The following is a 14,674-nucleotide window of genomic DNA, read 5'->3' on the forward strand; positions in this document are numbered from 1 at the left end:
CGGCGCGCCCGGAGAGGCGCCGGGCGGTCTGGCGGCGCTTGCCGCCGACATCGCCACGGCGCAACAGGACGAAGCCGCCGCGCAGGCCGAACTGGTCGGGTTGCGCCGGGAACTGTCCGAGGCTGGAACCCGGCGCGACAGCCTGCGCACCACCCTCGCTGGCCATGCAACGGCACGGGAAGGGCTGAACGCGGATCTGTTCACGACCCGCGGTCTTCACGCGCTGGCCCTGCGCGAGGCCGAGGTCGCCCGCAGTCAGGCCGACCGTCTTGCCGCCGCACTGGCTCCGACACTGGCAAGCCTGCACGAGGCCCCCCCCGACGATCCCGCGCTGACCACCCGGCTTGCCGCGCGTATCGCCAGGGTCGTCGCATTGCGCGAGGCACGAGAGAAGGCTGCCACCGGGCTGGCCAGCCTGGCGCCCCGGATCACCGCCGCCGAAAGCCGTGCGGAAGGCGCGGCGGTGCAGGCTCGCCAGACACAGGATGCCGCGACGGTCCGGAAGGCCACCCTGGACACGCTTTGCGCCGAACGCGCGCCGCTTCTGGGCGGCGAGGCGACCGCCCTGCATCGCAGCCGCCACAACGAGGAACGCCTGACTGCCCTTGCCGCCCAGGACACCACGTCGAAAGCGCTGGCCTCGGCCGTCAGTGCCGCCTCTGCCGCCCATGCCCGTGCCGAGGCGGCAGAGGTGGAGCGGGCCCGTGCAGGGCAGGTGTGCGAAACCGCCCATGCGGCCCTTGGCCCGGCGCTGGCCGCCTCGGGGTTGATGGAGGCCGATCTTGCGGCGCTGTTCTCGCTGCCCGTCGCCGAGGTCGAAGCGCTTCGCCAACGGCTGCGGGCGCTGGACGACGCGGTGACCTCGGCCCGCGCCACCTTGGCCTCGCGCCGGCAGGACCAGGCAGAGATCCTGGCCGCGGGCCTGCCCGACGAGCCGCCCGAAGCGTTGACGGAAACCCTTGCCATGCTGGAAGCGGATACCACCACGCGCGGCCACAGGATCGGCGCCATCGACGGCGAATTCCGCCGCGATGCCGCAACTCGCGCCAGCCTTGCGGGGTTGGAGGCCGAAATCGCCGTGGCCCGGGCCGAACTGGATGTGTGGCAGGCGGTGAACCATGCCGTCGGCTCCCGCAATGGAGACCGTTTCGCACGGGTGGCACAGTCGATCACCCTCGACCTGCTGGTCGACCACGCCAACCGCCACCTTGCCGACCTGAACCCGCGTTACCTCTTGCGCCGCGCCGCCGATCTGGCGCTTCAGGTCGAGGACCGCGACATGGGCGGCGAGGCCCGCGCCACCCGCAGCCTGTCGGGCGGTGAACGCTTCCTCGTCTCGCTGGCGCTTGCACTGGCGCTGTCAAGGATGGGCGGCAAGGGCGGGCTCGCCGCCACCCTGTTCATCGACGAGGGCTTCGGCTCGCTGGATACGAGCAGCCTCGATCTGGCTCTCGACGCACTGGAAAGCCTGCAATCGCAGGGTCGCCAGGTCGGCGTCATCAGCCATGTCGAGGCGATGAAGGACCGCATTCCTACCCGCATCGCGGTGCGCAAGCAGGGCGGTGGCAAAAGCGTGGTCGAGATCGGCGGGACCGGCTTCGAACTAGCTTCGGATTGAATATGCACCCACATGGCCCTTCCCCCACTTATTTTGCCTCCTAGGGTTGATGCGGATGCGGACCCTCCCGCCGGCCTGCGGGCCGGGGCGTCGGTCAGCCCAGGATGTCCAGTTCCTCGTTGATCTCGTCGATCAGGGCAGCCCTTTGCAGCGCCGTCTCGCCGACCAGACCGACATGCGAGATCGCCAGGAGGCGCAGCACGCTGACCAGCGTGGTGTAGCTGGGGATCAGCCCGTAGCTGGCGATGTGGCAGCGCAGCACGAGGTCGGAGAACCGCTTGGCCTGCGCCAGGTTGCCGTGGTCGGTCAGCGAGATGATGCCGGCACGGGTGGTGCGCGCGTAGGACAGGATCGCCTTCATCTCGCGCGGTTGCGGGCCTTGCGCCAGCACGATCATAACGTCGCGGGGCCCCATCATCGCCAGATCCTCGGCCACCGCGCCGCCGGTGATCCCGATGGCATGGACATTGGGACGCAGGCGCGAGAACAGCACCCGCCCGTAGCGCGCAAGCCACGCATCGGCGCCAAGGCCAAGGAACCACAGCCGGGGTGCGTCGGCGATCAGCCGCGCCGCCTGTCGCAGGCTGTCGGGGCTCATCTCCTCGAAGGTGCGGGTGATGTTGGCCAGTTCCAGGTCCAGATGTTCGCCGATGGTGCGGCCCAGCACGGTCGCCCCGTGGCCTGCGACCGAATAGCTGTAGGGCTGGGTGCGGTTGCGTTCCTCGCGCGCCTGCAGCTTGACCTCCTCGAAGTCGGTATAGCCGAGCGCGCGGAAGAACCGCGCGGCGGTCGCCTTGGACACCTCGGCGATGCCGGCCAGTTCCGTTGCAGTATGCGTTTCAATCAGGCCCGGCCGGTCCAGAATCACACCGGCCAGCTTCTGCTCGCTCCGGGTCAGCCGGTCGAGCCTTTCCTGGATGCGCAGCGCCAGACGCGTGGACATTCCCTTTCCTTTCCAGCCGGTTATTTTTTCTTTTGACAGGTTGAAACCATGGTTTCATCATTTTGGAACACAGGAACACTTCTCCGAAATCCTGAAACACCACTCTGAAACAGTAGGGGCGCGGCGTGTCGAAATCAAACATCATCCGGCAGCAGATCTGGGGCAGGCTGAAGGATGTGGCCCGGCCCGACACCCGCTTCGACATGAACTTCGCCGAGGTGATCCCGGATTTCGAGGGTTCGGAAATCGCCAATCGCCGGGTGCTGGACATGGAGGCATGTAAGACGGCCGACTTCCTGTTCATCACCCCCGACAACTGCCTGGTGGAAATCCGCCGGGCGCTGATCGAGATGGGCAAACCCTTCTTCATGTCGACCTACGGCATCTACCGTGGCTTCCTCTACATCGAGCCGGGTTCGGTGCCGAAGGGACACGAGCTCTACGCCGCCTGGCTTGACGGGATGGAGCATTTCGGCCGCCCGATCACGCTGCAGGAAATCGCACGCAAGGGCCGGATCGACTTTCTCGTCACCGGCGCCTCGGCGGTTTCGGTGGACGGGGTGCGCTTCGGCAAGGGGCACGGCTTCTTCGATCTGGAATGGGGGATGTTCACCGATCTCGGCCTCGTGGGCGAACAGACGCCGGTCGTCGCCGTGGTCCATGACTGCCAGGTGGTGCATGAGAAACTGCACCCCAGCCCGACCGACATACTTGTCGATTACATCGCCACCCCCGGCGGCCTGCACCGGGTCGACCGCCGCGCCAAGCGGCCGCACGGGGTGATCTGGGACCTCTTGGAGCCGAAGCAGATCGAACAGACACCGCCCTTGCGGGAATTGCAGGCGATCCAGGGGCTTGCTCCTCGCACATGACAAACAGGAAACAAGACAACAGGAGGATGGAATGACACTGACGATTTCCCGCCGCGGCTTTCTCCACAGTGCCGCCGCCGCAAGCGCCGCCCTGGCCCTTCCCGGACGCGCCCGCGCCGCCACCCCCTTCACCATGCAGGCGGCCTGGATCAACGATGCCGAGTTCTCGGGCTATTTCCTCGCCATCGACAAGGGGTTTTACGCCGAGGAAGGGCTGGAGCTGACCTACCTGCCTGGCGGCCCCGACGTGATCCCGGAAAGCGCGATCATCGCCGGCCGCGCCGACCTGACGCTGACCACGCCCGACACCACGATCCGGGCGATTTCCGAACAAGGCGCGAAGTTCAAGATCATCGGCGCCCAGTATCAGAAGAACCCGATCGGCGTCGTCTCGCTGAAGAAGAACCCGGTCAACACCCCCGCCGATCTGGTCGGCAAGACCATCGCCGTCCCGCCGGTGAACATCGGCACGATCGAGGCTCTGCTGGCGCTGAACGGCATCGACAAGGCGCAGGTCAACATCGTGCCCTATGCCTACGACCCGACGCCCCTGGTCAAGGGCGAGATCGACGCCTCCCTCGACTTCACCACCAACGTCCCCTTCACCATCGGCCAACTGGGCGAGGAGGCGCAGTCCTTCCTGCTCTATGACCACGGTGTCACGCTCTACAACGACACCGTGGTGGTGACCGAGGAGACGCTGGCCGCCAAACGCAAGGAACTGGTCGCCTGGCTCCGCGCCAGCCGCAAGGGCTGGGCCGAGAACCTGGCCGATCCCGCGCTTTACCCGCCGCAATGGGAAACCACCTGGTTCGCCGGAACCGGGCGCAGCATCGAGAACGAGATCTTCTTCAACACCGCGCAGAAGCCGCTGATCGACACGCCGAACGGGATCTTCGCGATGACCGAGGAGGACATCGGGAAGAACATCAAGGCGCTGGAGGCGGTCGGCATCAAGGGCAGCCGCGACATGTTCGACACCACGCTCCTCGCCGAGATCTGATGCCGGAGGCGCCCGGCATTTCCCTCAGCGGCGTCTGCAAGACCTATTGCAGCCGGGGGTCCGAGGTCGTCGCCTTGCACGACATGAACCTGACCTGTCCGCCGGGGTCGGACACCGCGCTGATCGGCCCGTCGGGCTGCGGCCAGTCCACCGCGCTGCGGATCGCGCTGGGGCGGGAGGATCACGATGCTGGCGAGGTGCGGATCGCGGGCCAGGCCCCCGCGACCGCCACCGCCAGCGGGATCACCGGCGTCGCCTTCCAGGATGCCGCGCTCCTGCCCTGGCGGACGGTGGCGCGCAACATCGCCCTGCCCTTGGAGGTGCTGGGCCGCGACCCCGCCCGCTATGCCCATGAGATCGCCAAGCTGATCGAGCTGGTCGGACTGAAAGGCTATGAGAACGCCCTTCCCGGCCAGCTTTCCGGCGGGATGCGGCAGCGGGTCTCCATCGCGCGGTCGCTGATCACCTCGCCCGAGGTGCTGTTCATGGACGAACCCTTCGGCGCGCTGGACCAGATTCGGCGGCGGCAGATGAACGTGGAACTGCAGCGCATCTGGCAGGAGACCAGATCCACAGCACTTCTGGTGACGCATGGCATCGACGAGGCGGTCTTCCTGGCCGACTTCGTGGTGGTGATGCAGGCCAACCCAGGTCGGGTGGTCGAGGTGATCGAGGTGCCCTTTCCCCGCCCGCGCAGCGACGACCTCTATTCCCAACCCGAGTTCCACGCCCTGACCGATCGCATCGCCCGGGTGCTGCATGGCCGGTAGCCGCCCCTTCTGGCAGAGCATGGCGATCCGCAACCTGCTGATCCTCCTGGCGGTCTGGGAGGTGGTGGGCCAGTTGAAGCTGGTGGCAGGCGGCGCGCTGCCGCCGCTCAGCGCCATCCTGATCCGCTTCTGGGCCGACCGGGCCGATTACCCCGGCCATGTCGCCGCCACCGTCTGGGCCTCGGTCATCGGCTTCGTGATCGGCAATGCCGTGGCGGTGGGGGCGGGGGTGCTGTTCGTCCTCTTCCCCCGGCTGCAACGACTCGCACGCGGCGTGAACATCGCGGTCTTCGCCCTGCCGCCCATCGCCATCGCCCCGATCCTGGTGCTGACCCTGCAAGGCATGACGCCGCGCGTGGTGCTGGCCGCGCTCGGCGTCTACTTCGTCACCATGACCGCCACCGTCGTGGGCCTCTCGCAATACGACACCCGGTCGGCGGATGTGGTGCGCGCCTACGGCGGCGGCAACTGGCTGGTGATGAAGCTCGTCCGCCTGCGCGGCGCGGTGCCCGACATCCTCGGCGGGTTGCGCATCGCCGCCCCCAACGCCGTCCTCGGCGCCATCCTGGCCGAGTTCGGCGGCGGCGGCCGCTGGGGTCTTGGCACCTATCTCCTCGGCTCGCTGGGTCGGGGCGAACCGGCGCGGCTCTGGGGCATCGGCCTTGTCGCCACGGTGATCGCCGGGGCCAGCTACGCCACCTTCGCGCTGATCTCGGCCCGTATTCTCGGCACTACCCGCTCGGTCACGCTGAACACCGCCTTGCCGCCCGAAGACGCCCATGCCGATGCTCCTCTGGCCTTGCGGATCGCGCTGATGGCGGGGGCGGCAGCCTTGCCCTTCGTCCTCTGGTGGGCCTTCATCCGGCTGACCGGCGTGCCCGAGATGATCGCCAAAACTCCATTGGGAGTCGTGGACTACCTCTTTCTCGCCGACACCTCCGCCAATGCGCGGGCCAAGCTGATGGAGGCGCTGTCTCAGACCCTGCCGATCACCGCGCTCGGCATGGTGGCCGGCCTGGGCTTCGCCTTCCTCCTTGCGGTGTCGTCGCGGATGATCCCCGGTTTCATCCGCGCCTTCATGCCGGTGGCCTTGGTGACGCAGACGATGCCCTTGGTCGCCCTGACCCCGCTTCTGGTGCTGATGCTGGGGCGCGGGCTGTCGGTAACGCTCTGGATCACCGTCTCCGTCACCTTCTTTCCGGCCTTCGTCCTCCTGGTGCAGGGCCTGCAACGTGTGCCGCAGTCGGTGCTGGACCTGCCCCGCGCCTATGGCGCCTCGGCCTGGAAGGAGCTGCGGATGGTCTCGATCCCGGCCGCCCTTCCCTATCTTTTCGCGGCGACCCGGCTGACCGTTCCCCGCGCCCTTCTGGGGGTGATGATCGCCGAATGGCTGGCTACCGGCACCGGGCTTGGCAACCTTTTGAACCAGTCGCGCGGCTATCTGGACTACGGCATGATCTGGACTGTCGCGTCGGCTTCGGTCTGCCTCTCGGTCGCCTTCTACTACGCGGTGCTGGCGGTGGAGCGCCGGACGCTGACCCGGCTCGGGATGCAGGTGGTGGAGTAGGCACCGGAACCCTCCGCCCGGCACGCCGGGAACGGGCCGCGGGCGGGATCGCCTCAGCTTGCGGCGAGATCCGCGTCAGCCGGAGCTACGCCTTTCAGGTTTTCCGCATTCCGTGGGTAGCGGCATTGTCACGACGGAGTGATGAATTCTGATTGTCACAGGCGGTCATGGCTTCGTTCCTTCTTGCATCCGACATGAGGCGTGGTTTCGCCTGACTATCAAGGCAAGCATGGCGCTCCGGGTGGCAGGGAGGCGGAGGGTGGCAGGAAGGACGCCTCAGCCGCGCCACCCCTTGTTTTCATGGGATTTCGGCGCTGGGCGGATCGATGCGCGACGGGCGACGATAGGCGCAATGTGACGTGTGAAAGGGCAAGCACTGTCGTCGCGCTGCAAATCCGGCATTCAACGACCCGCAGAGCGACAAATCCTCAAGGAATTCAATGGGTGGCAGGGGTACCGTGTCGGGTGCCACCCCCTCTTTGCCCGTCAATGCCGGTCAAGCACGGTCAATCCGGCTGTTCGCTGGCGTTTGCGGCCTTGGCGTCCGTTTCGCCCATCTGGCAGGACCGACGGCAATCTTCCCCCGCCACCCGACCCACCATCGAAATCCCCAACAAAACAACGGGTGGCACAAAGGTGGCGTCCTTTCTGCCACCCTCCGCCTCGCCGCCACCCCTTGGGCTCTGCGCTCACTGGTCCCTGCAAGACGTCCCCGATCTTCGGGGCCAGGACCAGGAGACCCCGATGCCGCATCTCGGATCGATGCCAGACCCGAAGGACAAACCCCGCACCCTGCTGGTCGGTTGGATCAGCCGCCTCGACCTCGCGCTGGAACTCGGCCTGTCGGTCGACACCCTGCGCCGGTGGGAGGCGATGCGGACGGGTCCACCCTGCGTTCGGGCCGGGCGCAAGGTCTACTACCGCCGCGCCGCCGTCGAGGAATGGTTAGAGGAGCAGGAACAGGCCGCCCCGCGCCGCCGTCGTGCCGGAGGGCGCCGGTGATGACGATCCACCCTCGCAATTCCGCCTGGCCCGCTGACCGCGTGGCCGAGGCCCGCGCAGTGATCGCCGATGTCGCGCATCACAGCGATCTCCTGATCCGGCTCGCCTGCAACGTGCTTGCCCAGCATGGCGAGACCCCGAGCGAGCGCGCTGATGCCCAGCGCCTGCTGGTCGTCGTCGATGCGCGGCGGCCCATCGCCCGCGCCCAGCGCGAAGACCAGGGGAGGGCCGCGCCATGAAGCGCCGTGGCACCCCCGAGGCTGATCTGCAGCGCGCCGTGGTGCAGGCGCTGCGCATCGCCCTGCCCCGCACCGCCATCATCCATCACTGCGCCAACGAGGTCACCGAGGCCAGGCCCCGCGGGGCCAAGCGCCAGGCGATCCTCGTCGGCATGGGCGTCCATGCCGGGTTCGCCGATCTGATGGTGCTCTGCGATGGCCGCGTGCTGTTCCTCGAGCTGAAGGCGCCGAAGGGGCGGCTGCGGCCGGAGCAGGAGGCGTTCCGCGACGCCGTTCTGGCGCAGGGTTTCGGCTGGGCGCTGGTCCGCAGCCTCGACGACGCGCTGGGCCCGCTGGCCGATCACGGCTTCACGACGCGCATCGCCCCTCCCCTGCGGAGGCCCGCGCCATGAGCCACGAGGCCACCAACTGGGCCATCAAGCAGCGCGGGTTGAAGCCCACGACCAAGATCGTGCTCTGGCATCTTTGCGACCGGTTCAACCCCGACTACGGCTGCTTCCCCTCGCAGGACCGGCTGGCCCATGAGTGCGAGATCAGCCGGTCGACGCTGAACGATCATCTTGGCCAGCTCGAGGCGGTGGGCCTGCTGCGGCGGGTGCCGCGGCTCGATCCCGTGACCAAGCGCCAGCTGCCGACCCGCTACATCCTGGAGTTCGAGCCGGGCTTCACACCTGTGGCTGTGGTGCCGTGTCCGGAAATCGGACACGGGGACGACGACGGCGCGGAAATCGCCGACAGTCGAACAAGCAGAAGGACGACATCGTCAAGGCCATCCAAGGGCACATCAACGCCGACGAGGCCGAGCTGATCCTCGGTGAACCTGCTACGCTTCATCTCTGGTCCTCTCGGTTGGGCCACAGTCTAACCTCAAACTGGATTAGGCCGAGGGGGCAACGTCAGCTCCTGGGCACGGATGATGTGACCCTGAAGGTGTCGCCCAACGGTTCGGCCTTCTTCGACGCCTTCGTGATCGACCGCGCCACCGGTCGGGCTGAGTTCCCGGCGCCGATCGTGATCGCGGGCCTCTCCGCTGTGCCCGCATCGCCCCCGGCAGGAAAGCTTGCCCTCTACGGCCGCCAACGCGCAGGGGCGCCTTGGCTGGAAGTCGTCCGGCCTTCCGGGCGCGACTTCCCCTTGCAGCCGCATATGGGCCTGAACCGGATCGGGGCCTGGGCCCCGGTCTCGGCCACGACCATCGCCGCCCAGGGCATCGCCTTGACCAGCGTCAGCACCGTCAGCCACCCCACCCTGGCGGCAGGATCACTGCTTTCGAGTTCCCGGCGCTGGCGCGCGACCTCGGCCGCGGTGGTGGATTCGGTCTGCGATCAGCGGTCGGCCGTCACCGCCTGTTGGCGGGGCAATGCCGCGGGCCTTGGTGGCTTCACCCTCGTCGCCCGGATCAGCCTGACCACCTTGCAGGCCACCGGAATGGGCTTCTTCGGCCTGTTGGCATCGATCGCAGCCCTGGCCGTTACGACAACTCTGGCGACCGTTGTCGAAGCCATCGGCCTTGGCTTCCAGCGCGGCACGCACACGAACTGGCAGCTGGTCAGCAATGACGCCACTGGCGTGCTGACCCTGTTGGATCTCGGCGCCGGGTTTCCGGTCGCAACCGCCGGGCTTCTGACCCTGACAATCTGGTGCCCTGCAGCAGGCACATCGATCTGGCTGCGCGCGGTGAACGAGCTGACTGGCGCCGTCTTCGAACAGGAAGTGACGACCGACCTGCCCCAAGCGGCAACCTTCCTCGCCCCGCGCCTCTTCCTCAACAACGGTGCCACCGCAGCGGCCGTCGCGTTTGAATGCACCGGCCTCTACCTCGAAACTGACTTCTGACACCGAAAGGAGCCCTGATGTCCCCCGCCGCATCCGCCGCCTATGTCGCCGAACTGCGCCAACAGATCGCGATCCTCTCCGAACGCTGTGCGCTTCTCGCCGCCGAACTGGCCGCCGCCCGGGAGGTGCAAAACCCGCCGCCGGACCCGCCAAAGGTCGGTTGAACTCCTCTTAGAACGACCCGCGCCCCGCCCTTCCGGCGGGGTTTTTCTTTGCTTGAAAGGACCAGACCCATGAACGACCAGATCGACGCGCTGAAGGCGCTGCAAATGGCGCTGGCGCGCCTCGGCTACTACACCGGCGCGATCGACGGCCTCTTCGGCCCCCGCACTGATGCCGCGCTGAAAGCCGTCGCGGTCGAGCGCGGCGCGATCCGCAACCTGAAACCGGTAGAAGCGGCAGTGCCAGCCGGGCCGATGATCTTCCAAGGCAGCGCCCGCCACCCTGTGGACGAAATCGTGATCCACTGCGCAGCCACAGCCTCCGATTGGATGCGTGGCCAGCCCCTCACCGCCAAGCGCAAAGAAATTGACCGCTGGCACCGCGAGGAGCGCGGCTGGCGCAAGATCGGCTACCACCATCTGATCGATCGCGACGGTGCGATCCTGCCCGGCCGCGCCGAGACCGAGATCGGCGCTGGGGTCGAAGGACACAACCGCGGCGTGATCCACATCTGCCTGATTGGCGGCGCCGGTTCGGCCGCCACCGATCCCTTCGAGCGGAACTTCACCGCCGCCCAAGATCGCGCCCTGCGCGGCCTGATCGACGCCATCCGTGCCGAGACCACCATCACCCGCATCACCGGTCACAACGACCACGCCGCGAAAGCCTGCCCGGGCTTCGTCGTGCGCAACTGGATCAACCGGGCCTGAAACCCATCAAAGGAGAGACCATCATGAACCTGATCAACCAACCGAGCCTTCGCCCCACCCGGAAAATGGCCGCCGTCGGCTGGACCAGCCTTCTGGGCCCGATCGTCGCCACAATAATCGCGCCCTGGCTGCCGGGGCTGTCGGAGGCCTGCGGTGGGGAGGTTGGGGCGTCTCTTGTGGCGGGCGGGCTCGCGCTGGCACAAGGGGCCGTGAACTTCGTGGCGGGGTATGTGGTGAGGGAGACGAGTCACCACGGGGACACAAAAGGTTCAAACCGTTGATTGAAACCGACCGCAGCCTATGACATCGTCCACCAGCAGGGGCGGAAGTCAACAAGAACGGTCAAAATGAATCAGCTTGCATTGAAAGCGGCTTCTCAGAACGTCCACGATGAAGCAGCAGCGCAAGCACCGCTCGCCAATGACCTGAAGGACCGTCGCTCGCAAGAACTGGTGTTCGCACTAGTTGGCCCACTTGGTTCTGGCTGGGCTCTGTTGCACAAATTGCTGAGGGATTCATCTTGTGAATCCAACGTGGTAGCCGGCCGGCATGAGCAGACCGACACCCCCCGCCTACAGGACCAGGAACTGGCCCGCCTATAATGCAGCGCTGAAGCGCCGCGGCTCGCTGACGATCTGGTTCGATCCCGCCATGACCTGGGAGGCTGCGCCGACTGGAAAGCGGGGCCGACAACCGGACTACAGCGATGCCGCGATCCAGACGTGCCTGACAATGAAGGTGCTGTTCGGCATGGCGCTGTGGCAGACGACCGGGTTTGTCGAGAGCCTGCTGCGGCTGATCAACCTGGACTGGGCTGTGCCGAACTTCAGCACGCTGTCGCGTCGCCAGAAGACCCTGAAGGTCAACATCCCGTATCGCGGATCAGCAGGCCCGCTGCACCTCTTGATCGACAGCACCGGGATCAAGGTCGAGGGTGAAGGCGAGTGGAACGCCCGCAAACACGGCGGGACGAAACGACGTGTTTGGCGCAAGATCCACATTGGAATTGACGAGCAAACGCTGGAAATCCGCGCGGCCGAGTTCACCACCAGCGACGTGGGCGATGCACCAATGCTGCCCGAACTGCTCGACCAGATCCCGCCCGATCAGGAGATCGGCAGCGTCACCGCCGACGGAGCCTTCGACACCCGCAAGTGCCACGATGCCATCGCCGCCCGAGGTGCCGTCGCGATCATCCCACCCCGCAAGAACGCCAAGCCCTGGAAGCCCGACACCCCCGGCGCGATCGCCCGCAACGAAGCCCTGCGTGCATCACGGCGCTTCGGCCGGATCCTCTGGCGACGATGGAGCGGCTATCACCGCCGGAGCCGAGACGAAAAAAAGATGCACTGTGTGAAACTGCTGTTCAACGCCTCATGACGCGAGACTTCGACCATCAGGTGGCCGAGTTCCAAACGTGTCACCGTCCTGAACGGCTTCACGGCGCTCGGCATACCTCTCACTGAAGTCGTGGGATAAGTCTGTCCAGGGAAAGGGCGAGTCCGGTCAGCAGCCGATTTGTGCAACAGAGCCCTTGCCAACCGCGCGAGCGCGCCCGCCCGCGTAGTGGCAGGGCTGCCGATCGCCTGGTGGCGCTTGCCCAGCATCTGCGGCAGAGTCTGCGCCTGACCGGTACGTTCTGACAGACGGTGGTAGGATCATGGTTGGGGCGGGCTTATCTGTGGATGGCCTAGGGGAGACAGCCGCTTTCAATTTCCTGAACTTCGAGTACGCTCATGTTCTTCGCAGCAGATTTCAGACGGATCAACGATCTACGCCCGCGTTGGATCGGCTGTGCGCATCCGTGACGACGGTAGTACCGAGTTCTGATGATACTAGTCGGTGCTGTCCGACAAATGCGAACTCGTCCCCGCCACCTTGAACCTGCCGGGTATCGGGCGGTGAGAATGCTGCGCCACGCGGCGAGAGCGCGACATGGTTGGCGCGACAAACCACAAGCTGGCACCGATGGCCGACGCCATTCGACCATGTTGATCATCCATGAGCCCATCTCCGCATGAACGGGGGGGCGAGCAATTCCTGTTGAAACGGTTCCGATCCCGTGCTAACCAATCTGTGATCACAGATAGGGGCGAAGAATCGAACCCGGTCGAAATCGGCAATGACCAGTGGCCGCGACATCGCGGAGCCTTGTTACCGCAGATCCTGGCCCATCCGGGCGGCCAGTGAACCGACAGAACGCGACGGCATCAGGAGAGGCGACATGGCGATCAACTACCGACTTCTCGACGCTTTGCGGCGTGGGCGCACCGACATCGAAAACCACCTGATCGACGGGCTGGTCCGCGGCACGGTCAGCCGCCGCGAATTCCTGCGCTACGGATCGGTTCTCGGGCTTTCCTCGACCTATCTCGGCGGAGTGGCAGCGACGCTGGGTTTCGCGGTCGCCCCTTCGGCGGCGCGGGCGGCCACCCCCGGAGGCACCATCCGCTACGGCCAGATCGTCCCGGCGGGTGCCATAGATCCGGTGACCATCGCGGATAGCGGTGGCGTGACCGTGCTGTCGCAGGTCGGCGAGTATCTGGTCCTTTCGGATCGCGACCTCATGGCCCGGCCGATGCTGGCGGAAAGCTGGTCGACCAACCAGGATGGCACCGTCTGGACCTTCAGGCTGCGTCAGGAAGTCAGGTTCCACAACGGCAAGGCGATGACGGCGGACGACGTGGTGGCAACCTTCGACCGACTGTCCGACCCGGCCAGCGGTTCGAATGCGCTGTCGGTCTTCTCGGGGCTGCTCTCCAGGGGCGGCACCCGCAAGGTGGATGAGCACACGGTCGAGTTCCATCTTGAAACGGCCAACGGCAACTTCCCCTATTCCGTGTCGACCGACAATCACAATGCCATCATCGTGCCGGCGGAGGCCACCGGGAACTTCGAGGAGGGCATGGTGGCAACCGGGCCCTTCAGGCTGGAAAGCTACACCCCGATGGTCGGCGCCACCTTCGTCCGCAACGACGACTACTGGGGCGAGGCCGCGCTGCCCGACCGCGTGGAGGCGGTGTTCTACAGCGACTACCAGCCGCAGATCCTGGCGCTGCAAAGCGGCGAGATCGACGTCATCCAGCAGATGCCCGTCCTTCAGGCCGTCGGCCTGCTGGACGACCCGAACGTCACGATCGTGTCGACCCCGTCATCGGCGCACCAGCAGGTTCACCTGCGCGTCGATGTGGAACCCTTCCGGGACAAGCGGGTCAGGCAGGCGATCGCGCTCTGCCTGGATCGCCCGGGCATCGTGCAGGGGCTGATGAAGGGGCGCGCCCATGTCGGCAATGACAACCCCTTCATGGCGGCCTACCCCTCGACGGATGCCGGCGTTCCGCAACGCAGCAAGGACATCGCCCAGGCGCGGCAACTGATGGAAGCGGCAGGCATGGCCGACGGTTTCCAGGTCACCCTCACCACCGAGCAGTATCTGGAGATCCCCGACTATGCCGTGCTGATCCAGAACGCGGTGAAGGAGATCGGCGGGCGGATCGATCTGAACATCATGGATCAGGGCGCCTATTACGGCGATGCCGTGCCCGGAAAATCCCCATGGCTCGACTCGGCGATGGGGATCACCGACTACGGCCATCGCGGCGTTCCGAACGTGTTCCTGCAGGCGCCGCTGGCCAGCACGGGGACGTGGAACGCGGCGCATTTCGCCAACAAGGACTACGATGCGCTGGCGGCAGGCTATATCGCCGCGCTGGACCTGGAGGCGCAGAAGGCCACAGCCAGCCAGATCCAGCGGCTGCTTCTGGACGAGACCCCGCTGCTCTTCACCTATTTCTACGACTTCCTGACGGTCACCCAGGCCGCCGTCACCGGAATCGAGCCGACGGCGATGGGTCACCTTTTCCTGAGCCGGGCCAGCCTGTGACCATCGGATCCGCCGGGCGCGGCCCCTTGCGGCCAACTCCGGCGGTTTCCCGTTTTTCCAGACGAGGGA

At 66.4% G+C, this 14,674-nt stretch carries 15 protein-coding genes and 2 pseudogenes; 16 read left to right on the top strand and 1 reads right to left on the bottom strand.

Annotated elements, in window-relative coordinates:
* A partial coding sequence (locus ACE3P6_RS03930; protein WP_374391801.1) for an SbcC/MukB-like Walker B domain-containing protein occupies positions 1 to 1,618 on the top strand: 1,618 nt, incomplete at its 5' end.
* 94 nt (positions 1,619 to 1,712) lie between these two features.
* On the opposite strand, the gene ACE3P6_RS03935 is transcribed toward ACE3P6_RS03930, so the two are convergent.
* Entirely contained in the window at positions 1,713 to 2,561 is an 849-nt protein-coding gene (locus tag ACE3P6_RS03935; protein WP_374391803.1) for a MurR/RpiR family transcriptional regulator, read from the bottom strand.
* 125 nt (positions 2,562 to 2,686) lie between these two features.
* Here ACE3P6_RS03935 and ACE3P6_RS03940 point away from each other — a divergent pair, with 125 nt between their 5' ends.
* The 15 genes and pseudogenes from ACE3P6_RS03940 to ACE3P6_RS04010 all read left to right on the top strand — a co-directional run bounded on the left by ACE3P6_RS03940 (position 2,687) and on the right by ACE3P6_RS04010 (position 14,605).
* Complete coding sequence (locus ACE3P6_RS03940; RefSeq protein ID WP_374391805.1) at positions 2,687 to 3,433, top strand: 5-formyltetrahydrofolate cyclo-ligase; 747 nt, start codon at positions 2,687 to 2,689, stop codon at positions 3,431 to 3,433.
* Between the two features lie 31 nt (positions 3,434 to 3,464).
* Positions 3,465 to 4,436 (top strand): ABC transporter substrate-binding protein, encoded by a 972-nt coding sequence (locus ACE3P6_RS03945; protein WP_374391807.1) that lies wholly within the window; start codon positions 3,465 to 3,467, stop codon positions 4,434 to 4,436.
* The gene (locus ACE3P6_RS03950; protein ID WP_374391810.1) at positions 4,436 to 5,206 is read left to right on the top strand and encodes an ABC transporter ATP-binding protein; all 771 of its coding nucleotides are present in this window, start codon (positions 4,436 to 4,438) and stop codon (positions 5,204 to 5,206) included. The genes ACE3P6_RS03945 and ACE3P6_RS03950 overlap by 1 nt, the downstream gene beginning before the upstream one ends.
* Entirely contained in the window at positions 5,196 to 6,773 is a 1,578-nt protein-coding gene (locus ACE3P6_RS03955; RefSeq protein WP_374391812.1) for an ABC transporter permease, read from the top strand. The genes ACE3P6_RS03950 and ACE3P6_RS03955 overlap by 11 nt, the downstream gene beginning before the upstream one ends.
* Before the next feature lie 744 nt (positions 6,774 to 7,517).
* The gene (locus tag ACE3P6_RS03960) at positions 7,518 to 7,775 is read left to right on the top strand and encodes an AlpA family transcriptional regulator (protein ID WP_295019910.1); all 258 of its coding nucleotides are present in this window, start codon (positions 7,518 to 7,520) and stop codon (positions 7,773 to 7,775) included.
* Complete coding sequence (locus ACE3P6_RS03965; protein WP_374391814.1) at positions 7,775 to 8,014, top strand: hypothetical protein; 240 nt, start codon at positions 7,775 to 7,777, stop codon at positions 8,012 to 8,014. The genes ACE3P6_RS03960 and ACE3P6_RS03965 overlap by 1 nt, the downstream gene beginning before the upstream one ends.
* On the top strand, positions 8,011 to 8,406 hold the full coding sequence (locus ACE3P6_RS03970; protein ID WP_374391816.1) for a VRR-NUC domain-containing protein: 396 nt from the start codon (positions 8,011 to 8,013) through the stop codon (positions 8,404 to 8,406). The genes ACE3P6_RS03965 and ACE3P6_RS03970 overlap by 4 nt, the downstream gene beginning before the upstream one ends.
* Positions 8,403 to 8,750 (top strand): annotated as a pseudogene (locus ACE3P6_RS03975) (helix-turn-helix domain-containing protein); the annotation flags it as partial. The gene ACE3P6_RS03970 and the pseudogene ACE3P6_RS03975, both read left to right, overlap by 4 nt.
* 230 nt (positions 8,751 to 8,980) lie before the next feature.
* Positions 8,981 to 9,850, top strand: coding sequence for a hypothetical protein (locus tag ACE3P6_RS03980; RefSeq protein ID WP_374391818.1), 870 nt, complete (start codon positions 8,981 to 8,983; stop codon positions 9,848 to 9,850).
* Between the two features lie 17 nt (positions 9,851 to 9,867).
* Positions 9,868 to 10,014 (top strand): hypothetical protein, encoded by a 147-nt coding sequence (locus ACE3P6_RS03985; RefSeq protein WP_374391820.1) that lies wholly within the window; start codon positions 9,868 to 9,870, stop codon positions 10,012 to 10,014.
* 69 nt (positions 10,015 to 10,083) lie between these two features.
* Entirely contained in the window at positions 10,084 to 10,722 is a 639-nt protein-coding gene (locus ACE3P6_RS03990) for an N-acetylmuramoyl-L-alanine amidase (protein ID WP_374391822.1), read from the top strand.
* A gap of 23 nt (positions 10,723 to 10,745) precedes the next feature.
* Complete coding sequence (locus tag ACE3P6_RS03995; RefSeq protein ID WP_374391824.1) at positions 10,746 to 11,003, top strand: hypothetical protein; 258 nt, start codon at positions 10,746 to 10,748, stop codon at positions 11,001 to 11,003.
* Positions 11,004 to 11,324, top strand: a complete 321-nt coding sequence (locus ACE3P6_RS04000; RefSeq protein WP_374391856.1) for a hypothetical protein — start codon at positions 11,004 to 11,006, stop codon at positions 11,322 to 11,324.
* Positions 11,272 to 12,201 (top strand): annotated as a pseudogene (locus ACE3P6_RS04005) (IS5 family transposase). Before ACE3P6_RS04000 ends, ACE3P6_RS04005 begins: the two are co-directional and overlap by 53 nt.
* A gap of 745 nt (positions 12,202 to 12,946) precedes the next feature.
* Entirely contained in the window at positions 12,947 to 14,605 is a 1,659-nt protein-coding gene (locus tag ACE3P6_RS04010; RefSeq protein WP_374391826.1) for an ABC transporter substrate-binding protein, read from the top strand.
* Positions 14,606 to 14,674: the final 69 nt, after the last annotated feature.

Origin of the sequence: Tabrizicola sp., assembly GCF_041911175.1 — a bacterium.
In the GTDB taxonomy this organism is placed as follows: Bacteria; Pseudomonadota; Alphaproteobacteria; order Rhodobacterales; family Rhodobacteraceae; genus Tabrizicola.